Source organism: Saccharopolyspora elongata (genome assembly GCF_004348985.1).
GTDB classification, from domain to species: Bacteria; Actinomycetota; Actinomycetes; order Mycobacteriales; family Pseudonocardiaceae; genus Saccharopolyspora; species Saccharopolyspora elongata.
Window position 1 is genome coordinate 248116 of record NZ_SMKW01000003.1, and the last position, 20928, is coordinate 269043.

Consider the following 20928-nt stretch of genomic DNA (forward strand, 5'->3'; position numbering starts at 1 on the left):
CGTCGGGGGTGGTTCATCGGACGGGAACGCCGGGGCCGAGCGGGATGCCGAGCGCGTACCAGGCCAGGAACATCAGGACCCAGACGCACAGGTTGACGAGCGCCAGCGGCAGCACGAGCGACATCAGGGTGCCGATCCCGGCGGACGGGCGGTAGCGGCGGATGAATCCGAGCGCGATGACGAAGTACGGGCTCATCGGCGTGAGGCTGTTGGTCGGCGCGTCGGCGACGCGGAACAGGGCCTGGGTGGTCTCCGGGTGGATGTCCAGCAGCATCAGCATCGGCACCAGCACCGGGGCGACCAGCGCCCACATCGCCGAGCCACTGGTGAGCAGCAGGTTCAGCGCGCTGATCAGCAGCACCGCGCTCACGAAGATCACCACGGGCGGCGCGTCGATCGAGTCCAGCACGCCCGCGCCGGAGATCGCGATGACCTGGCCGATGTTGGTCCACTTGAAGTACGCGAGGAACTGCGAGACCGCGAAGAACAACACCAGCACCGGGACCAGTTCGCGCAGCCCCTGGCCCATCAGCTCCGGGAAGTCCTTGGCCGAGCTGATGGTCTTCACCGTCAGGCCGTAGACGGTGCCGATGACCATGAAGAACAGCATCATGATCACCGCGACGTTCTCCATCAGCGGGGAGTCCACGATGGAGCCGCCCTCACCGCGCAGCGGCGAGCCGCTCGGCAGCACGGCGAGCACCACCGCGGCGAGGAAGAGCGCCGCGGCGATCAGTGCCCGCCGCACCCCGGTGCGCTCGGCGGCGGACAGGGACATGTCGGGCAGCTCGTCGACATCGGTCAGCTCCGGCTCGACGGCGTTCATCGCGGCGACCCGGCGGGCGACGACGAGTTCGGTCACCACGGTGATCGAGACCGCCAGCAGCAGCGAGGACGCCGCCGAGAAGTAGTAGTTGGACACCGGGGTGACCAGGTAGCCCGGGTCGATGGTGTGCGCGGCCGACGTGGTCAGGCCGGCGAAGACCGCGTCCGACGCCTCGATCACCGGACTGATGCTGCTTGCGCCGCCGACGGCGACGTAGGCCACGACCGCGCCGATGATCGGGCTGCGGCCCACGGCCCGGAACACGATCATGCCGAGCGGGATCATCACCACGAACGCGGCATCCGACGCCAGGTGCGCGAACATCGAGGTCAGCGCGACGGAGAAGGTGACCAGTCCGGCGGGCACCCTGGCCAGCGCGGCCCGCATCATCGCCGCCAGCAGCCCGGTCTTGTCCGCGATGGCCACGCCGAGCATGACCACCACGATCATTCCGAGCGGCGGGAAGTTCACGAAGTGCTTGATCAGGTCGCCGAGCATCATCTGGACCCCGGCGCCGGAGACGAGGCTCTTGACCCCGACCTCCTTGCCGTCCACCGGGGAGATCGCGGAGACGCCGAGCGCGGCCAGCAGCCAGCTCGCCAGCACCACCACCGCGCTCAGGATCACGAAGAGCCAGAAAGGATGCGGCAGCTTGTTCCCGACCCGGTCCACCACGTCGAGCACGCGCATCACCAACGACGTCACCGAACGTCGTCGAGTCGTCACCTCGCTCAAATGCCCCTCCGCCTTCGCAATACGGTGATTTGATCCCGCATCTAATATTCAGGTGCAGGCTTGTGTCAACGTAGGCGAAGGAAACGGGTGGAACGTTCAACGCGAGGTGAGGTTTTGCAAACACTGGATGACGCGGACCTCGATCTGGTCGCCGCGCTGCAACTCACGCCCCGGGCGCCGCTGAACGCCGTCGCGGAGGTCCTGGGCACGTCGGCCAGCACGGCGGGCCGGCGGATCCAGCGGCTGCAGGACAGCCGCCTGCTGCGCTTCATCTCCACCGTGCACTGGTCGCTGATCCTCACGGCCAACCCCTACGTGGTGTGGATCAAGTGCGAGCCCGGCATGACCTCCAGCGTCGCGGCGGCGATCCAGCAGGTCCCCGAGGCCCAGTCCATCCTGATCACCAGCGGCGACGCGGACATCCACTGCACCATCTACCCGCTGGCGGGAACCGACCTGCGCCGCCTGCTGACCCGGACGCTGCCCGCCATACCGGGCATCGCGTCCATCGAGTCGCACCTCGTGCTGCGCACGGCGCGGCAGGCCGTGGCGTGGCACCTCGACCGGCTCACCGACGAGCAGACCGCCGCACTGCGCGGGCACGTCGACGCCGACCCCAGCTCGCCGCCGGAGACCGTCGGACCGCTCGGCGAAGCCGAGTTCAACGCGCTGCGACTGCTCTTCGACGACGGCCGGATCACCGCGGCGCAAGCCGCCCGCGAACTCGACGTCAGCCGGTCGACCGCGTACCGGCTGATCCAATCGGTGCTGGAAGCGGGTGCCGCCCGCCCCCGGGTGGAGATCGAACCGGCCGTCCTCGGCTTCCCGCTCACGGCGCTGATCACCCTCGACGTCCAACCGCAGCACATCCCCGCGGTGCTGGCAGCGCTGGGCGCACACCCGTCCGGCCGCTTCACGGTGATGACGGCAGGGCCGGCATCGATCACCCATCACGCGGTGTTCCGCGACGAGGACCACCTGTCCCGGTTCGTCACCGAAGACATCGGCGAGCTCCCGGGCATCAACGGCCTCAACATGTCGACGGCGCTCGCGGTCCTGCGCCGCCAGTGGATCGACCGCGACAACGACGTGCTGCTCGGCGATCGAGTGCACGCCGTCCTGCCACCGCGCCCCTGACTTTCGAGCCTCGTCGTGGTGATCGAGGCTTCCGGCTTTCCGGCAGTGCGGCGCGACCGCGGCAGTCCGAATTGGACCATGAGGGAACGGGGCATCCGAGTTGCCCGGATGCCCCGTCGGTCACGGTCAGCGGCGAGGCAACAGGAACAACGCGTCGCCGATGGCGCGCTCACCGGCCGCGTCGGAGGGTGTCGTCACCATGTTGTCGTTGACGACCATTCCAGCCGAGCCGCCGCCGTCGAGCGCCATCGCGTCGACGGCGCCCAGGGAGCGGATGAACTCGGCGGCTTCCTGCAACCCCCATCCGTCGCTGAAACCGGGCATGCGGCCTTCGGTCGTGGCAAGGATGATCCGGCCTTGCTCATCGACCCCGATGATGCTTCGCGGGTTGCGCTTGAGCCCCCAGGTGTAGGCGAAGGTCGGGGAGTCGTGGATGATCCCGTCCTCCTGGAGGTTGACCCGGACCTGACCGTTGCGGACCAGCTCCGGCCCGCCGTTGATGATGTCGTCGCTCGGCCCGAGGCGCACGGGCCGAGCCGCCTCGTCGTGGATCTGCTGGTCGACCAGCAGCGGTTCGCCCGGCCGCGCATTCGCGGACAGCCAGTGGGCCGCTTCGCCCACTCCCTGCACGACTGTGCCTCCGGCCGGAACCAGCCCACCTGACGGGCGGACCTCGGTGACCCGGCCGGTTCGATCGCGAACGGCTTCCACGCCGTTGCCTGCCGGGGTCGGGGCTCCCAACTCGTCGGTGAAGAGGACGAGTTCGTCCGGGTCCGTGCAAGTCACGTCGTGCTGCGGCCGCTCGGTCGGGCTGTCACCGCCGACGCCGCCGCAGTTGCGGATCTTGCCGGGGATGCGGTTGATCCCGTCTACCAGGCGGCGCTGCCCGCGAGCGGTCGCGATGATGGCCGTGGACATTTTCGAGATCCGCGGACGCAAGCCGTCTCCGGAGAGGACCAGCCCGACGCGGCCGTTCGTCGCCGCGCTCTGAAGTTGACCGTTGTAGGCCGCGATTCCCGCAGAGGCTCCCGGGATCCCGTCCTTGTCCTCCATCACGAAGAATCCGGCGTTGATGCCGAAGATCGCGTCCCGTCGCGCCGACATGTCGGTCAGCTTCTCCCGGCCCGCGACCGACGTCCCGTAGTCGGCGGCCAGTTCGCCGTCGAACTGCGCCGGGTCGACGATCGCGACGGTGGTGCGGGCGATGCCGGTGTCCGGCAGGGCGTCCGCCCCGGTCCACTCGACGATGCCGTCGAAGCCCGCTTCGTCCACCTTCCGCTCCAGCTCCGCAGCCTGATCCCGGCCGCCGAATCCGCCGGTCCGGACCCGCCACCCGACCGTTCCCGGGGCGACATCGACCAGGGACGTCCAGTCGACGCGCTCCACCCTCGGCTCGAATCCGCCACTGCGGAGCTCGTCCGCCAGCGCCTGAGCATCGGCCTCGGCCGCCAGGTGCTCAGGACCGTTCGGGGTGGCGAATCGTACGGTCACGGTCCAGAAGTCGGAGCCGGCCCTGCCACGCACCTCCCCCTGGTACAGGGTCACTCCCGGAGACACGTCGGTGCGTTTCCAATCCCGTACCGGATCTGGAGCGGCACCGTCGGCAACACCGGTCCCAGGACAGGTCACCACCAGGGCCATCGCGAGCAATCCCGCGCCCAGCGACCGCCCATCAGGTTTGAACATCGAGTTCTCCCTCCGTACTCGCTCGATGCACCTCAATGGCTGATGACGACGCACGCGAATCGCCCTGCTGAATCTCCCCTGAACGCCCCGCGAACAACGAAACCAACGCCCGGAGGGAAGCGGCACGGACAGGACCGGGCGTTCTACCGACTTGAGACAAGAACAACACCACAAGCTCAACGACCGCAACGGCCGTGATCCACCAGAACGACGAAGTGCGGTTGCAGCACTGGGGAAACCGGTCGTGAGCGCGTGCCCGATTCTCAGCGGAGCGAGCACTCATGACTGGTAAGTTCGGTCGCCGGAACGGCATGCACGAGAGGGTCAGCGTGGGATCTCCGCACGAGGGCACGCACAACAGCGCGTCGGCCGCTGAGAACGTCGTCCAGGCCCAGAACGTGCATGGAGACGTGCACATTCACGGCCCGGCCGGTCGGTCGGGTTCACGTGTGGTGCCGCGTCAGTTGCCCGCGACGGTGCGGTATTTCATCAACCGCGCCGTTGAACAAGACGCGTTGACCACGCTGCTCAAGGGCGCTGGCAGCGACCATACCGTCCTGGTGTCGACTATTGATGGGCTCGCTGGGGTGGGTAAGTCGACATTGGTGGTGCAGTGGGCTCACCAGGAGCGGGAGCAGTTCGCCGACGGGGAGCTTTACGTCAACCTGCGGGGCTTCGACCCGGCCGCCGAGCCGATGGTTCCAGCTGAGGCTTTGGCAGGGTTTCTTACCGCTCTGGGAATGGCTCCGGAGGCGGTGCCCGTCACAGAAGATGCCCGCGCGGCGCAGTTTCGCACGCTGTTGCATGGGCGGCGGATGCTGCTGGTGCTGGACAACGCCCGCGATGCCGAGCAGGTGCTGCCGCTGCTGCCAGGCTCGTCCGGGTGCCTTGTAGTCGTCACCAGCCGCCAGCGACTGGACGGGCTCGTCGCCCATCACGGGGCGCAGCGGCTCTCGCTGACCACGTTCACCCGCGACGAAGGTCGCCAGTTGTTGGCGAGCTATCTCGGTGCCGAGCGCCTGGCCCATGAGCCGGAGGCGGCTGCGGCACTGCTGGAGCATTGTGCGGGGCTGCCGCTGGCGCTGACGCTGGTCGCTGTACAGGCCGCCGCCGAGCCCGACGTGCCACTGGACGACCTCGCCGCCGACCTGCGCGACGAGCGCGCCCGGCTCGATGCTCTCGATGTGGGCGGAAGAACCGGTATCCGGGCGGTGTTCTCGTGGTCCTACCGCTCGCTTTCCCCGCAAGCCGCTCGGATGTTCCGCTTGCTCGGACTACCCAACTCGCCGGACATCAGTTCCGGGGCGGCTGCCGCTCTGGCCGGGGTGGACCAGCCCCGAGTTCGGCGGATGCTGGCCGAGCTCTCTCGGGCACACCTGCTCACCCGGCGTGCGGGAGACCGCTACGTTTTCCATGACTTGCTGCGTGCTTATGCGCGCGAGCGCGCACACACCGACGACAGCGAGCAGGAACGCACGACGGCGTTACAACGCCTGCTCGACCACCACCTCTACACCACCCACGCCGCCAGTCAACGACTGGAACCGATCCGATGGCTGCCTGACCTGGAGCACACCGATGAGCATCTGCGCCGCAACTTCACCACCTACGAAGAAGCCCTAGCTTGGTGGGATGCCGAGCACACCAGCGTGCTGGCCACCATCCGGCAGGCGGTGGCACTCGGAATGACGCGTGGCCCCTGGTTAGCGCACGTAGCCACCTACCCGTTCAAACTGCGTGGACTGATCGACGAGTTGAAGATCAGCTGTACTGCTGGGCTCAAGGGCGCCAAGGTAAGCGGAGACCGCCCTGCACAGGCGCGCCTACTCGTCGACCTCGCTACGGCAAACTATTTCCATCGGGAGTTCGATGCAGCTGTTCACAACCAACAAGCTGCCGCGAAATTGTTCGCCTAGTTGGACGAGCGCCACTGGGAAGCCACTACGTATACCGCACTTGGGGCGAATTTCAACGAGTTGGGGCGTTACGCGGACGCGGCGGCTTCCGCGCGCCATGCGCTACGCATGGAGGACAACTCCGATGGGAAGGTCAAAAAATCGGGTACAGCTGATTACGTGCTGGGGCGCGCGTTGGTCCACCTCGGCGACTTCACCGCAGCGTTCGCCCATCTGCACCGCTCCCTCGAGATCATTGCCGATGAGTTCTCGCGGGGCTACGCGTTAACTTACCTCGGATCCGCATACCTCCGCGTAGGAGACATCGACAACGCGGTACGTACTTCCCGCCGGGCCGTGGAGCACTGTCGCGGCGTTGGGCACCGGTTGGGTGAGGCGACCAGCCTCAACGACCTCGGCGCGGCCCTATACGCCAGTGGTGATGTGGAGGAAGCTCGGAAAGCCTGGCAGTCGGCACTCGCCGTTCTTGAAGAGCTCGGGCATCCTGACGCCGAAACCGTTCGCACTCACCTCAACACGCTGGACGACGGCACCACATCGGGACCAGGCGCAACCGGTTAGCGTGCTCTGAAACCTCTTCTGGCCCGACCTGACGAAGTGCGGTTGCAGCGCTGGGAAAATCGCTCGTGAGTGCGTGCCTGATTCTAGCCAGAGCAAGCACTCGCGGCTGGTAGTTTCGATCGCGGGAAAGATCGGGGCCGGTGGACAGCGGGGCACGTGGCGAACAACAAGCGGAAGAAGCAGAAGCGCGGCCCTGCCGGCCGGACGACCACCGTTCCGGCCCGGTCGATTCCGGAGCCTGTCGAGGTTTCCGACGAGCGTTCGTCCAGCCCGAAGCCGCCATGGCTCGTTCTTGTTCTGGCGTTGGGTTGTTCCGCCGTCATCAAGCCCGAGATCTGGCTGACGTGGTCGCGGGACCAAGCGCCGGCGTGGGCCCAAACCGGCGCTCTCGCAGTCGGTCTCTTCGCGATCTGGCTGATCCTGCGCGGCCTGTGCGCCACGCAGTGGCTCGGCGCATCCCGCGCTCAACCGACGGCGGCAGTGCGTTCGACTCGCCAGCTCACCGAACTGATGCTGTCGCGAACCGCGATCTGCACCCTCGCCGGAACCTTCCTGGCCCTGATGGTCGCAGACCGAGCGGAAGCGGCAGGAGTCAAGGTGACGAGCCTGATCAGCGACCTGGCCACGGTCGGAGCACTGGTCGGGCTCGCATCCTGCGCGCCGCGCAGCGTGATCCAGAGCATCCGCATCTTCAAGTTACTCAAGGAAAGCGACCGCCGGAACTGGGTCCGAGCTCACCTGACGCTGGCGATAGTCGACCTGATGGTCCTCTTCGAGCTCTGGAACCTGATTCGCTCGGTGCTGTTCAACAAGTGAGGGGCACTCTTAACCAAGTTACTTGGCTAAGAGTGCCCCTCACCCAGACACGATCGGGGTCAACGAGGGAAGCGGTCGTCCTTCACTGCGGCGATGAACGCCGACCACTGCGCGCGAGTCGCGGTGAAGTACCCGGCGGCGCGGTCCTTGCTGTCCCGCACCGCCGCGTCTAACGCCACCCTCCCGACCTCGACGCACTGGCCACCGCTCTTCGAGCGCGACGACGTCCGCCAGTTTGTCGGTAATAGCTCCATTTGGTCCTCCCGCGCCTGCTAATCAGCTTGGACCAGCCTACGTAGCCGGTCGAGTGATGCGGGAGCAGACAGAGCGACAGACCTCAGCTCGTCGAACAGGTAGCGCAGGGCCGACACCTCGTCCTCGTCGTCGACCGTGTGCCCGCCAAGCGGGGTGTCGAGGAAGCCGATGCTTTCTTCCTGGTCAGGGAAGGACAAGATGACGAATGTCCCACTCGGCGATGCATGTGCGCCAGCTTCGTAGGGCAGCAGCTGGAGAATCACGTTCGGGCGTTGGCATTGCTCGATGATGTGCGTGATCTGTTCCTTCATCACGTCAGGGCCGCCGACCTGACGATGAAAGGCGGCCTCGCTGACGACTGCGCGCAGCTGCAGAGGCGGATCAGATGAGAGGCGGTTCTGTCGAGTCATCCGTGCTTTGACACGTCGGTCGATGTCGCGGGGATCGGTGTCGTAGCGCCCAGCTCGGTGGATCTCGCGTGCGTATTCCTCTGTCTGAAGCAAACCAGGAATCAGGTCGAGTTCGAAGTTTGCGACCTCCACGGCCGTCGACTCGAATTCGACGTAGGGCTCAAACCACTCGGGCAAACGGTAGCTCGACCACCAGCCGCGTTCCTCGGCCTGCTTGCGCGTCTCGTCGAGTTGGGCTCGGACCTCGTCGCTGGCCTCGTACAGGTCGAGCAGCTTCGTGAGCTCGACCTTTTTGATCTTGCTCCGTCCCGCCTCAAGATGGCGAATTTTCGATGTCGAGCAGCCGAGGCGCTCGGCTGAGTCTTCGACGCTGCAGCCTGCTTGGTTTCGAAGTTTGGTCAGCCAAGACCCCAGCTGCCGCCGCCGTGCAGTTGACATGCCGCCACCTTATGCGCGAACGAACCGTTGATCATTCACCCGATCCATCGACTGTTGATCTGACACTGTCAAGAATATCTTTGACAGTGTCAGAATCATGGGTGGATTGGGGCTGATTGGCGTGGCCTGGTGGGCGGAGTTCGATGCGGCTTCTGTGTTGGCTCGGCGGGACGACGTCGTGTACTGGATCGTGCCGTCCGGCGCGAAGGTTCGGCACGGCATCACCGACAAGCCCGGCCGCTGGCCCGCCGGTACGGAAGTCGTTGCGCTGTGCGGAGAAGGCGTGAAGATCCCGTTCGGCACTCCGTATCCCGAGACACCGAGAACCGCTAGCATCACGATCCAGTGCGACGGCTGCGTCGCGGAATACCGGCTGCGCGGCTCGCCCTCCACTGTCTGGGACTTCTGATCAACCCCCAGTCCGGCCTCGCCGCAGTATTTCCCCCGGCGCGGCGAGGCCCGTCCCAGAAGGGACTCTCGGCATGGCCGCTCTCCTCGGATCCGCCGTCACCGCCGAAGCCTACGGGCGTCACGCGCTGCGACGGTCGGCTTTCGGGCTTACTCGATCGGGGGATGGGGCGGCGCGCGTGGGGGGTTTCGGGCCGACCGGCGTTGATGATGATCCGCATGGTTGAGAACGGAGTTGGCAAGGGCGAGGGCGAGGGCGTCGGCGGTGCTGGGCACGGGCCGGAAGAGGAGCGGTTGGAACGGACCCGGACCGGTGGGATCTGGGTTTCCGTTGTCGTCGCGGTGATCGTGCTGGTGTTCCTGCTCGTCTTCATAGTGCAGAACTCCGACAGCGTGACCGTGCACTTCCTGTGGCTCGCGGGGAATCTGCCGCTCGGCGTGGCGATGATCTTCGCGGTGCTCGCGGGTGCCCTGCTGGTGGCTCTCGTCGGCACCGCCCGGATTCTGCAGCTGCGCCGCTCCGCCAAGCACCGGCTGCGCAAGCCGGAATGACGGTGGCCGTGGTCGGCGGCGCGGGGGGCCGCCGCCGGCCACGGCTGTCTTCTCACTGCGCGGTGAAGCCGCCGTCGATCGACAGGTTGGCGCCCGTGATGAAGCTGGCCTCGTCGCTGAGCAGGAACGCGACGAACGCTGCGATCTCCTCGGGCTTGGAGACCCGGCCGATCGGGTGCAGGCCGGCGATCTGCGCTTCCCCTTCCGGAGTCGCGCCCATGGTGCTGCGGAACGCCGGGGTGTCCACCGCGCCGGAAGCGATCGCGTTGACGCGGATGCCCTGCGCGGCGTTCTCCAGCGCGACCGCCTTGGTCAGGCCCACGACGCCGTGCTTCGCCGCGGTGTACGGCGAAACGCTGCCCATGCCGACCACGCCCAGGTTCGATGCGTTGTTGACGATCGCGCCGCCACCGGACGAGAGGATCGCCGGAACCTGGTGCTTCAGCCCGTAGAACACGCCGCTCAGGTTGAGGTCGATCTCCGCGCGCCAGCTGTTGTCGTCGATGTCCTGCACCGCGCCGAACGCGCTGACAGCGCCCGCGTTGTTGAACGCGCCGTCCAGCCGGCCGAACTCTTCCATCGCCGCGCGCACCAGCGCCGCGACCTCGCTCTCCACCGTCACGTCGGTAGGCACGAACAGCGCCCGGCCCCCGGTGCCGCGGATGTCGGCCGCCAGCTGCTCGCCGACGTCCTTGCTTCGCGCGCCCAGGACCACCGCCGCGCCCTCGGCGGCCAGCCGCCGGCTCGTGGCCTCGCCGATGCCTGAGGTCGCCCCGGTCACCAAGACCACTTTGGACTCGAAACGTGCCGTGTTCATCTCTTCCTCGATCGCTTCGCCGTTTTCTCGGACAAGCCCGATACTTCCGGCGAAAGCGGATCAAGTCTGGCGGTAATCGGCCGTCGCGTCCGGACGTTCCAGAGTGGTCGCGAGCCAGAGCTCCAGGCGGTCCTGGGGTTGGTCGAGGGAGCGGTTCGTGACGCGTTCGGCGGTGCGCAGGCGGGAGCGAAGCGTGTTGCGGTGGATGTCGAGCTTTCGCGCCGCTGCCTCCAGATTCTGCCCTTCGTCCAGGAAAGTCCGCACGCAGTCCACGAGGCTCGGGGTGCCCGCGCGGCGGCGTTCGTCCTGGCGGCGCAACGGTTCCAGCGCGGAGTCGACGAAGCGGTCGACCGCCGGGCCGTCGAAGACGCCTTGGAACAGGGCGCTCGCGGCGAGCTCGTCGGCGTGCCGGTAGACGTCTTCGGAGCGGGAAATCGCACTCGTGGCGCGATAGATCGTCGCGGGCAGCTCGGTTCGGTCCCGGGCGGTCGCCGCTCCCGCGCGAACCTGCCCGGCCCGCGCGGTCAGCCGCTCGGCCAGCGCACGGCCGGTCCTGGGCTTTGCGTCGGGGAGGACGGCGACCAGCGCCTCCGGCAGCGGGCAGACCACCAGCCGTTCCTCCAGCGCCGGGTCGTCTATGACCTCGGCGAGGGTGTCCAGCACGAGGCGCGCAAGCTTCGGCGGCTCGGCGCCGCCGGCTCGCAGCGCCACCACCTCGTAGGGCGGGGGTGGCAGTGGGCAGGCGTCCTCCAGCCGGTCCCACAGCGTCGCCGAGTTCTCCTCCAGCGCGGCGGCGAAGAACGCTGCGCGCTGCTGGTGGGTCTTCGCGCGCGCCGAGCGCACGCCTTCGACGCCGACGCCGACGAGGTTGGCCGCGTGGTTGGCGAGGATCCGCACGTGCGCGGCGACCGGCGGCGCGGACGCCACCGCGAGCCAGCCGCTCGGGCTGCCCGAGATGCCGGTGCTCGCCACGTGGATCTCCCAGTCGCCGAAGGTCGTTCCAAGCGCTCCGCGCGTGCCGCGCCGCACGGCCGCGCGCACCGCCTCGTGCCAGTCGCGGCGCTCCGGCGGCTCCGCCGCGCGTACGTGACCGGCGGAGTCGAGCAGCAGGACCTCGCCACCGGCTCCGGCGGCGAGCTCGCGCACGATCCCGGCGGGCCCGGAGCGCAGCGCCGCCCGCGCCATCGCGTCCTGCGCCTTGAGTGCCTGCCGCTCCTGGCGGGAGCGGTGGTCGGCGTACCACTGGGCGACGGCTTCGGTGATCGCGATGAAAGGCGTGCTCTCGACGGCCGCGACCACCGGGAAGTCGCATTCATCTGCGGCCCGCAGGACCGCGGGCGGCAGCTCCGTCCGGATCTCGCCGGGCGGGAAGCCGAGGCCCGCGCACCCCGCGTCGGCCAGCCGCCGCACGTAGTCGCGCTGGCCCTGGGGGTCGTCCGGCAGGCCGAGCCCGACGGTCAGCACGAGCTCGCCGCCGCGCAGCCACGGCACTGGGTCGGTCAGCTCGATGACGTGCGCCCAGCGCACCTCTCGGTGCAGCCCGCCCGCCCCGGCCAGCAGGCGCAGGTCCAGTCCCGGCAGGCCCAGGACATCCGCCATCCGCAGCGCCATAGATCAACCCTTGTGCGAATCGCCCAACTCAGACGGCGAAAGTGTACGGTTCGCCCAGGGCGTTTTTCCGCCCGCGGTCCTACAGTCGCTGCACTCGCTCCCAGCGCCGACGGAGGACTTCATGAGCGATTCGACCGCTTCGCCGCGAATGGCCGTCAGGGCCGCGTTCGCATCGTTCGTGGGCACGACCATCGAGTGGTACGACTTCTACGTCTACGCCACGGCCGCCTCGCTGGTGCTCGGCAAGCTGTTCTTCCCGACCTATGCCGACCCGTTCGTGGGCATGATGGCCTCGTTCGCGGTGCTGGCCGTCGGATTCTTCGCCCGGCCGCTCGGCGGCATCGTGTTCGGGCACTTCGGTGACCGCGTCGGCCGCAAGTCCGCGCTGGTCACGACCCTGTTGATCATGGGCGCGGTGACGTTCCTGGTGGGCCTGATGCCGACCTACGACACCATCGGGCCGTTCGCGCCGATCGCGCTCGTGGTGCTGCGGTTCATCCAGGGCCTCGCGGTCGGCGGCGAGTGGGGCGGCGCGGCGCTGATCGCGGTCGAGCACGCGCCGGAGCACCGCAAGACCTTCTTCGGATCCTTCCCGCAGATCGGCAACTCCGCCGGGGCGCTGCTGGCCACCGGCGCGTTCAGCATCGTGTCGGCCTTCGGCGAGGAGGCGCTGCTGAGCTGGGCGTGGCGGATCCCGTTCCTGGCGTCCGCAGTGCTGGTGCTGGTGGGGCTGGTGATCCGGCTCCGGGTGGAGGAGTCCCCGGTGTTCGCCGAGGCCCTGCGGGAGCAGGACACCTCGAACGAGGCCCCGGTCAAGGAGGTTCTACGGACCTCGTGGCGGTCGGTGCTGATGGGCATCGGCGCGCTGCCGGTCGCCGTCGGCGGCTACTACATCGTCACGACGTTCCTGCTCGCCTACGCCACCACGCCCGAGATCGGCGTGTCCGAGACGACGATGCTCAACGCGCTGAGCGCGGCGGCGTTCCTGGAGATCGTCGCGACGCTGATCACCGCCTGGTTCGGCGACCGCGTCGGCGCCCGGCGGATCGTGATCGGCGGGCTGATCGCGGTGGCCGTGCTGGCCGCACCGCAGTTCCTGGTGGTGCCCAGCGGGAACGTCGCGCTGATCGTCGCGCTGCTGCTGGTGATGCGCATCGGCATGTCCGGCACCTACGGCCCGCTGCCCAAGATCCTGGCGGAGATGTTCGAACCGCGCGTCCGCTACACCGGCATCTCGCTGTCCTACCAGATCGCCGGGGCGGTCTTCGGCGGCTTGGCACCGATCGCCTGCACCGCGCTGCTGGCGGCGTTCGGCACCCCGATCCCGGTGGTGGTGCTGCTGGTGGTGATGTGCCTGGTCGCGATCGCCTGCACGGCCAAGGCCCGGCAGGTCGACGACGAGCCGGCGGCCATCACCCAGCGCGCCTGAATTGCAGCTTCCAGAACGATTCGAAAGGTCAACCGTGTCCACTTTGGTCATCACGCACGCCGACGTCCGCACCGTGGACGAGCGCCGGCCGCGCGCGGAGGCCGTTGCCATCCGCGACGGCAAGATCCTGCTCTGCGGCGCGGAATCCGAGGTCCGCGCCGCGGCGGGACCCGGCGCGATGGAGCTCGACGCCGGCGGCCGGACCGTGGTGCCCGGGTTCATCGACCCGCACAACCACCTGCTGTCCACCGCGGAGTCGCTGGCGGCGGTGAACGTGCGCAGCCCCGGGGTGTCCAGCGCGGCCGACCTGGTGGCGGCGATCGCGAAGGCGGCCGCGAGCGCCCCGGCGGGCCAGTGGATCCGGGCGTTCGGCATGGACGACGCGAAGTACCCGGAGGGCCGGGTCACCCAGGCCCAGCTGGACGAGGCGACCACCGAGCACCCGGTGATCATCTACCACGTCTCCGGCCACCAGGCGGTCGTCAACAGCGCCGCGCTGAAGTGGCGCGGCATCGCCACCGATGTGGCCGACCCGGCTGGCGGCGCGTTCGTCCGCGACGAGGGCGGCCGGCTGACCGGGATGGTGCTGGACAGCGCGATGGAGCTGCTGCTGCCGCTGGCCGCCGACATCGGCTGCCACGGCCCCAACTTCCACACCGACCTGCCGCACGAGCAGCTGCTCGGCTGGCTCGCCGATGCCCGCGACAACTACCTGTCCGCCGGGGTCACCACGGTGTGCGACCCGCAGGTGTCCCGGCGCGAGATGCTGGTCTACCGGGCGGCGAAGGCCGCGGGTGCGCTGCCGCTGCGCACCGTCTGCATGCCGCTGTCGCACCAGCTCGACGGCCTCACCGCGCTCGGCCTCGCGGGCCCGTTCGGCGACGACTGGCTGCGGCTCGGGGCGATGAAGTTCTACTCCGACGGCAGCCTCCTCGGCGGCACCGCGCTGTTCCGCGAGCCGTACGGGGAGCGCGGCGAGTTCACCGGCAGCTCGTACTGGCAGCCCGAGCAGCTCACCGACCTGCTGCGCCGGGCGTCGGCGGCGGGCTGGCAGGTCGCGGTGCACACGCAGGGCGACCTCGCGATGCAGAACACCATCGACGGGCTCGTCGAGGCCGTGCGGGTGGCCGGCGACGACCCGCGGCCGCGCATCGAGCACTGCGGCTACCCGACCCGCGAACAGGTGCGGATGCTCGCCGATCTCGGCGCGGTGGCGGTGAACCAGCCGAACTTCCTCTACGACAGCGGCACCGACTTCGTGCGCCGCCTCGGCCCCGAGCGGGCGCACCGGTTGCAGCCGATCCGGGAGGAGCTGGACGCCGGAGTGGTGCCGGTGCTCTCCAGCGACTCGTTCGTCTCCAGCCTGCGCCCGATGGAGACCATCGCCAACGCGGTCTGCCGCCGCACCCGGGAGGGCGGCGAGATCGGTGCCGCGCAGGCGATGAGCCTGGACGAGGCGCTGCGCGCGCACACCCTGGACGCCGCCTACGCCCTGCGGCTGGAAGACCGCCTCGGTTCGCTCGCGCCGGGCAAGCTCGCCGACCTCGTCGTGCTCGACCACGACCTGCGCACCACGGCGGACGAGGACCTGCGGAAGGTCGACGCGCACTGCACGATCCTCGACGGAGAGGTGGCGTACCGGGCATGAGCGACACCGCGAAATCCACCGCGTGGGATTGGGTGGACCGCAACCGGTCCCGGCTGTCCGAGTGGCACGGCCGGATCTGGGAGCTGGCCGAGCCCGCGTGGCGGGAGTACCGCTCGGCGGCCTGGTACGTGGACCTGCTGCGGAGCGAGGGCTTCGAGGTCGAGGAAGGCAGCGGCGGAATGCCCACCGCGTTCTCCGCGACCTGGCGCAACGGCCCGGGCCCGACGCTGCTGACCTACGCCGAGTACGACGCGGTGCCGGGCAACTGCCAGGCAGGCGCGCCGCGCCCCGAACCGCGGTCCGGCGTCAGCCCGCACGCGCCCGGGCACACCGACCCGCACTCGGCGTTGGGCATCAGCACCCTGGGAGCCGTCCTGGCGGCGAAGGAAGCGATGCAGCGCAACGGGATCGGCGGCACGATCCGCTACACCGGAGAACCGGCCGAGAAGGTGCAGGGCTCCAAGGTCGTGCACGGGCTGCGCGGCTACTACGACGACGTGGACGCGATCATCAGCTTCCACCCGTTCTACATGCTGCCGCTGTGCAACACGGTCCGGTGGGACACGCACTGCGGCGCGTACTACAGCCGCATCTACAGCTTCCGCTGCGACGAACCGGAGACCTGGGGCGTCGCGGACCCGGGCAGCCCGATCCCGGCGTCCCACTCGGCGGCCCGCGCGCCCGGCGCGAACGCCGCGCTGATGACGATGTACTCGCTGACGAAGTCCACACAGGACTCGATGGCCCCGGCGTTCGGCGGCTGGTCGCTGTCCGAGGCGATCCTGAGCGCGGGCAACGCCACCGCGGACAACCTCCCGGCGGGGATCGCCCAGATCCAGTACTCCTGGCGCTGCCCGGACATCGCCACGGCCGAGCAGGTGCTGCGGGTGCTCGACGCGAACGCGGAGGCCGCGGCCCGCACGGCGCACTGCGGCCTCGAAACCCGCTGGGTGTCGCGGAACCGGCCGGGCCTGGCCAACCATGCGATGGCGGAGGTGACCTACCGCAACCTGGCGCAGGTCGGGCCGCCGGAGTACGGCCCGGAGGCGGTCGAGGTGGCGCGCGAGGTGCAGCGCTCGCTCGGCGTCGAGCCGACCGAGGACCCGCTGCTCGCCGAGTGCTCCCGGCTGGTCGAACCGACCGAGGCGGAACGCCTGCTGCGCGAGAACATCCCGCCGTCGCAACGGAACTGGACGTCCGACGACTACGTCGAGATGACCCACTACGCCCCGACGGCCCGCCTCTACATCGCCCGCCCGGCGCTGGCCCCGATCGACGGCCGCCCCACGCCGAGCTGGGCGATGAACGCCCTCGGTGGCATCCCGGCGACGATCGACCCGACGATCATCTGCGCGGCCAAGACGATCGCCGGAACGCTCCTGGACCTGGCCCGCAGCCCGGAGGTCCTGGCGGCGGCCAAGGCCGAGTTCGAGGAGCGCCGCGCGGAGTCCCCGGAACCGTTGCTGCCCAAGGACTTCGAGGCCCCGCACGACTACCCGTGGCCGGAGTACGTGACGACCGCCCGCGGCTCGGGCTGGCAGGGCACCTGAGCGGACGGTGGGTGAAGCGAACGGCCTGTTCACCTCGTCTATCGAGGCGAACAGGCCGTTCGCGCCAAACCAACAGCGCCTCGCCGGTTCGGTCACTTCACATCGGTGACGAAGATCCGGTGGTCGGTCGGATGCGAGGTGTGCAGCTGGATGTTCTTGTTGGTGAGACCGCGCAGGAGGATGTAGTCGAACTTCCTGATCGCTGGCGGGTTCGCCTCATTGTTGACCAGTGTTGCCAGGCACGCGCCGTCCGGCTCCGCACTGGTGTGGTGGTTGCTCGGAGCCTCTTCCGCCTTGCGTTTCGCCGGCCGGCAGTCGCGGTCGGCGTCTTTGAAGCCCGCATTGAACATGTGGCGCATCGGGCGGTTCTTTCCGTACGCCGACCACGGCTCTGCGTTGAAGTCCCCGAGCACCAGCGCCCGGTCGTGTCGGCCGGCCTCTCGCGCCAACCGCTTGGCCTGATCGTTCCGCAGCCAATCGTCCGTACCGCCCTTCTCGCTGGCCGTCAGATGGGTGTTGAACACCCGGACCTTCTTGTCTGCGATCGTGGTGGTGAGCATCTGGTAGCCGCGCTTTTCCGTGGGGCCTTCGTCGTAGGGGTATTCCACGTTGCGCTCTTCGGTGACCTCGGCAGCGGACAGGATTGCCATACCATGGTTTAAAGGTCCATGGCCACAGGCGTAGTTCGGGACATTCGGGCCATAGGAGATGTAGTACGCCAATTTCTGTGATTTCAGGATCTTCTGGGCCTCGGCCACATCGTTCAGGCAAGTTTCCTGAAGCGCGATGACCTGCGGCTTGAGCTCCTTGATCACGCCGGCGATCATCTCAGGGTTGGACCAGTCTTGCCCGTGGGAATTCCAGGTCATGACGCGGTACTTGTTGATCTTGCCGCCTGCGGACTCCGCCGCGGGCGCGACCCCGCTCAGCGCGACCATGGACAGCGCGCTCGTCGCCACGGCCACCATCGCCAGCCTCGCCTTGCTTCGTCTGCCGTTTCGCATCGGACTTTCCTTCCCCGCAGTTTCGTGGTTCGGCGATTACGCCGTACAGGTAACGGTGCTCGGCCGGGCCTGGGGGAACCTTGCGAGCGACCTTGAATGTGCTGGTCGGTGCCGATATACAAGTTGTCCGGCCGGTCTGCCATTGGGGGTCGCGGTGACGGTGGAGTTCCGCGTGCTCGGCGAGATAGGCGTGGTCGTCGATGGCGTGCCTGTTGATTCCGGGCATGCCCGGCAGCGATCGGTGCTGGCGGCCCTGCTCGTCGACGCCGGCAAGCCGGTGTCGGCCGAGCAGCTGGTGGATCGGGTCTGGGGAGACGAGCCGCCACGCCGGGGCCGCGAGACCTTGTACAGCTACCTGTCGCGGCTCAGACGTGCTTTGGCCGGTGTCGAAGGCGTGTCTTTCAGCGCACGTGCCGGCGGATACGTCCTCACCATCGACCCCGGATCGGTGGACCTGCACCTGTTCCACCAACTCGTCGCCGAAGCCCGCGAGGATTCCGATGACCGGCAGGCACTCGGCTCGCTGGACCGCGCGCTCGGCTTGTGGCGTGGCCAAGCCTTCGGCGAGCTGGACACGCCTTGGTACAACGCCCAGCGGGAGGCGCTCCACCAGCAGCGGTTGTTGGCCGAACTCGATCGCGCCGACGTCGCACTCCGCTTGGGGCAGCACGACGAGATGCTCGCCGAGTTGTTGGCGAGGGCCGCCAGGTATCCGCTGGACGAGCGGGTGATCGGCCAGTTCATGCGCGCCTTGTACCGGTGCGGCCGCCAGGCCACGGCCCTGGAGTGCTTCGAGCAGACCCGGCTGCTCGCCGAGGAGCTCGGCGCCGACCCCGGTCCGGCGCTGCGACGCCTGCACCAGCAGATCCTGACTGGCGACCCGGATCTCGCAGCGCCGCCGGTCGAATCTTCGGCAGAGCACGCGCATCCACCTGCCCCTCGCCAGCTTCCCCCGCCGCTGAGACTCTTCACCGGCCGCGCCGACGAGCTCCGGTGGCTCACGAAGACGGTGGAATCCCGGCCCGATCACGGTGCCATCGCGGTGATCTCGGCGATCGGTGGCGCGGGCAAGACCTGTCTCGCGCTGCACTGGGCGCACCAGAACACCGACCGGTACCCGGACGGGCAGCTCTACGTGAACCTGCGCGGGTTCGACCCGAGCGGCGAACCCATGCCGCCGTCGACGGTGCTGCGCGGATTCCTTGATGCCCTCGGTGTGGATTCAGCCGCCGTACCGGTGGATTTCGAGGCCCAGGTGGGGTTGTACCGAAGTCTGGTGGCCACCAAGCGGCTGCTGGTCGTGCTGGACAACGCTCGCGATACGGCGCAGGTCGAGCCGTTGCTGCCGAGCAGCCCCGCTTGCGCGGTAGTGGTTACCAGCAGGCACAAGATGACCGGTCTGCGCACGCGCGGCGCGCACGTGCTCGACCTCGACGTCCTCGCCGACGCGGAAGCAATGGATCTGCTGGCCGACCACATCGGCAGGGAACGGGTCGCCGCCGAACCCGATTCCGTCGCCGAGCTGCTGCGGGCCTGCGGCGGGCTCCCGCTCGCCGTCTGCATCGTCGCCGCTCGTGCGGACGCCAATCCGGATTTTCCCTTGTCGGTCCTCGCCGCGGAGCTGCGGGACACCTCGGAACGCCTGGATGCGCTGGACGCCGGTGAGGTCGCCACCAACCTGAGAGCGGTGTTCTCCTGGTCGTTCCAGGCGGTGCGCACCGAGGCGGCATCGCTGTTCCGGTTGATCGGTGCGTCCCCGGGCGGCGACATCGGTTTGCCGGCCGCCGCGGCCCTTGCCGCTGCGCCGATTTCCCGGACGCGGTTGCTGTTGAGGGAGTTGGAGACAGCGCACCTGGTGCAGCAGCGATCGCCTGGCCGATTCCGGATGCACGACCTGGTCCGCGCCTTCGCCACCGACGGCGCAGATCAGGGGCGAACCCGACCGGCGTTGACGCGGCTCATGAACTGGTACGTGCACGCCGCCCACGCCGCGATGGACCTGGTACACCCGAATAGGCGTCGATTCAGGGGTGCTGCCGCGGCCTCGACGGCACCGCTGCCCGAACTCGTCGACCTCGACGCGGCGATGGACTGGCTTGAAACCGAGCACCGCAACCTGGTGGCCGCAATCGAGATGGCGTGCACCAGCGGGTGGCCGCCGCACGCAGCCGAACTCGCCCAGGCCCTCGGGCGTTTCTTCCTGCTGAGGGGCCACTTCGCGGACTGGATCAGCACGCATCGGCTGGTGCTGGACAACGCCGGTGATTCGGTGCCCGCCGAGCTCCGGGCCGAGACGCAAACCAACCTGGCAACCGGGTTCACGGTGACGGGACGCCTCGACGAAGCGATCGATCACCTCCAGCGCGCATTGCCGCTGTGGCGCCTCGCGGATAGCCGTCGTGGCGAAGCCAACGCGCTCGGCAACCTCGGCATCGCGTGCGTGCTTCGCGGGCGCTACACCGAAGCCATCGAGAATTCGCTGCGCGCCGCAAGCCTTTCCGAGGAGCTCGGCGACATCACAGGGCAGGCCAACTCGCTGAACGCCTTGGGCATCGTCAACGCCAGGCTTGGTCGTTACGAACGGTCCGAGCAGCAAACCCGGCATGCGCTGCTGCTCTACCGACAGGTCGGTGACCGGTACGGTGCGGCCGCCGCCAACGACACCCTCGGCAACGTCTGCGGGCGAACCGGCAGGTACGAAGAAGCGATCGAGCATTGTCAGGACTCGATCGCGCTGTGCAGGGAGATCGGCAACCGGGGGCAGGAGATCGACTCGCTGGGAAATCTCGCACTGGTTCACGCCGATGCCGGGAACGACGGCGAAGCCCGGCGATTCGTGGACCAGACCCTCGACCTGATCTCGAAACTGGGCAGCCCGGCATCGGACAGTGGTGTGCTCAACGATCTCGGCGCGGCCCTCCGACAGCTGGGGGAGCATCGCCCTGCGCTGGCACAGCACGAGTCGGCGCTTGCTGCAGCCAGCGACCCGTACCAGTTGGCCCGTGCGCATTGGGGACTCGCCCAGACCCTCGAAGCCCTCGGCCGGCACGGCATCGGGCACCGCGTGCAGGCGAGCGAACTGTTCGTCCAACTCGGCGTGGACGAGCGGTTTTGGACCTGATGCAGCGC

At 68.5% G+C, this 20928-nt stretch carries 17 protein-coding genes; 10 read left to right on the plus strand and 7 right to left on the minus strand.

Features of this window, described 5'->3' with window-relative positions; all coding sequences use genetic code 11:
• Positions 1-13 precede the first annotated feature (13 nt).
• Positions 14-1516 (minus strand): AbgT family transporter, encoded by a 1503-nt coding sequence (locus E1288_RS04205; protein ID WP_207954169.1) that lies wholly within the window; start codon positions 1514-1516, stop codon positions 14-16.
• Positions 1517-1675: 159 nt separating this feature from the next.
• On the opposite strand from E1288_RS04205, the gene E1288_RS04210 reads away from it, so the two are divergent.
• Complete coding sequence (locus E1288_RS04210; protein ID WP_132480951.1) at positions 1676-2698, plus strand: Lrp/AsnC family transcriptional regulator; 1023 nt, start codon at positions 1676-1678, stop codon at positions 2696-2698.
• Positions 2699-2824: 126 nt separating this feature from the next.
• Here E1288_RS04210 and E1288_RS04215 read toward each other — a convergent pair whose 3' ends face one another.
• Positions 2825-4384 (minus strand): phosphodiester glycosidase family protein, encoded by a 1560-nt coding sequence (locus tag E1288_RS04215; protein ID WP_132480954.1) that lies wholly within the window; start codon positions 4382-4384, stop codon positions 2825-2827.
• A gap of 281 nt (positions 4385-4665) precedes the next feature.
• On the opposite strand from E1288_RS04215, the gene E1288_RS04220 reads away from it, so the two are divergent.
• The 3 genes from E1288_RS04220 to E1288_RS04230 all read left to right on the plus strand — a co-directional run bounded on the left by E1288_RS04220 (position 4666) and on the right by E1288_RS04230 (position 7677).
• The gene (locus E1288_RS04220; protein ID WP_132480957.1) at positions 4666-6300 is read left to right on the plus strand and encodes an NB-ARC domain-containing protein; all 1635 of its coding nucleotides are present in this window, start codon (positions 4666-4668) and stop codon (positions 6298-6300) included.
• Entirely contained in the window at positions 6301-6861 is a 561-nt protein-coding gene (locus E1288_RS48560) for a tetratricopeptide repeat protein (RefSeq protein WP_132480960.1), read from the plus strand. It begins immediately after the preceding gene.
• A 156-nt stretch (positions 6862-7017) separates the two neighbouring features.
• On the plus strand, positions 7018-7677 hold the full coding sequence (locus E1288_RS04230; RefSeq protein WP_132480963.1) for a hypothetical protein: 660 nt from the start codon (positions 7018-7020) through the stop codon (positions 7675-7677).
• A gap of 59 nt (positions 7678-7736) precedes the next feature.
• On the opposite strand, the gene E1288_RS04235 is transcribed toward E1288_RS04230, so the two are convergent.
• Complete coding sequence (locus E1288_RS04235; RefSeq protein ID WP_132480966.1) at positions 7737-7931, minus strand: DUF397 domain-containing protein; 195 nt, start codon at positions 7929-7931, stop codon at positions 7737-7739.
• An 18-nt stretch (positions 7932-7949) separates the two neighbouring features.
• On the minus strand, positions 7950-8780 hold the full coding sequence (locus tag E1288_RS04240) for a helix-turn-helix domain-containing protein (protein ID WP_132480969.1): 831 nt from the start codon (positions 8778-8780) through the stop codon (positions 7950-7952).
• Positions 8781-8877: 97 nt separating this feature from the next.
• On the opposite strand from E1288_RS04240, the gene E1288_RS04245 reads away from it, so the two are divergent.
• The gene (locus E1288_RS04245) at positions 8878-9189 is read left to right on the plus strand and encodes a hypothetical protein (RefSeq protein ID WP_132480972.1); all 312 of its coding nucleotides are present in this window, start codon (positions 8878-8880) and stop codon (positions 9187-9189) included.
• 218 nt (positions 9190-9407) lie between these two features.
• Positions 9408-9740, plus strand: a complete 333-nt coding sequence (locus tag E1288_RS04250; RefSeq protein ID WP_235883326.1) for a LapA family protein — start codon at positions 9408-9410, stop codon at positions 9738-9740.
• Between the two features lie 52 nt (positions 9741-9792).
• On the opposite strand, the gene E1288_RS04255 is transcribed toward E1288_RS04250, so the two are convergent.
• Both E1288_RS04255 and E1288_RS04260 read right to left on the minus strand, forming a co-directional pair.
• On the minus strand, positions 9793-10557 hold the full coding sequence (locus E1288_RS04255; RefSeq protein ID WP_132480978.1) for an SDR family NAD(P)-dependent oxidoreductase: 765 nt from the start codon (positions 10555-10557) through the stop codon (positions 9793-9795).
• Positions 10558-10617: 60 nt separating this feature from the next.
• A complete protein-coding gene (locus tag E1288_RS04260; protein WP_132480981.1) occupies positions 10618-12168 on the minus strand; it encodes a PucR family transcriptional regulator in 1551 nt (516 codons plus the stop codon).
• Positions 12169-12289: 121 nt separating this feature from the next.
• Here E1288_RS04260 and E1288_RS04265 point away from each other — a divergent pair, with 121 nt between their 5' ends.
• Genes E1288_RS04265 through E1288_RS04275 form a run of 3 tightly spaced genes read left to right on the plus strand, consistent with a single transcriptional unit; the run spans position 12290 to position 16795 of the window.
• Positions 12290-13597 (plus strand): MFS transporter, encoded by a 1308-nt coding sequence (locus E1288_RS04265; protein WP_132480984.1) that lies wholly within the window; start codon positions 12290-12292, stop codon positions 13595-13597.
• A gap of 34 nt (positions 13598-13631) precedes the next feature.
• Positions 13632-15245 (plus strand): amidohydrolase, encoded by a 1614-nt coding sequence (locus E1288_RS04270; RefSeq protein WP_132480987.1) that lies wholly within the window; start codon positions 13632-13634, stop codon positions 15243-15245.
• A complete protein-coding gene (locus E1288_RS04275; protein WP_132480990.1) occupies positions 15242-16795 on the plus strand; it encodes a zinc-binding metallopeptidase family protein in 1554 nt (517 codons plus the stop codon). Before E1288_RS04270 ends, E1288_RS04275 begins: the two co-directional genes overlap by 4 nt.
• A gap of 92 nt (positions 16796-16887) precedes the next feature.
• Here E1288_RS04275 and E1288_RS04280 read toward each other — a convergent pair whose 3' ends face one another.
• Positions 16888-17799, minus strand: a complete 912-nt coding sequence (locus tag E1288_RS04280; protein ID WP_132480993.1) for an endonuclease/exonuclease/phosphatase family protein — start codon at positions 17797-17799, stop codon at positions 16888-16890.
• A 154-nt stretch (positions 17800-17953) separates the two neighbouring features.
• Between E1288_RS04280 and E1288_RS04285 the strand changes: the two genes are divergently transcribed.
• On the plus strand, positions 17954-20920 hold the full coding sequence (locus tag E1288_RS04285) for an AfsR/SARP family transcriptional regulator (RefSeq protein WP_165967979.1): 2967 nt from the start codon (positions 17954-17956) through the stop codon (positions 20918-20920).
• Positions 20921-20928 lie beyond the last annotated feature (8 nt).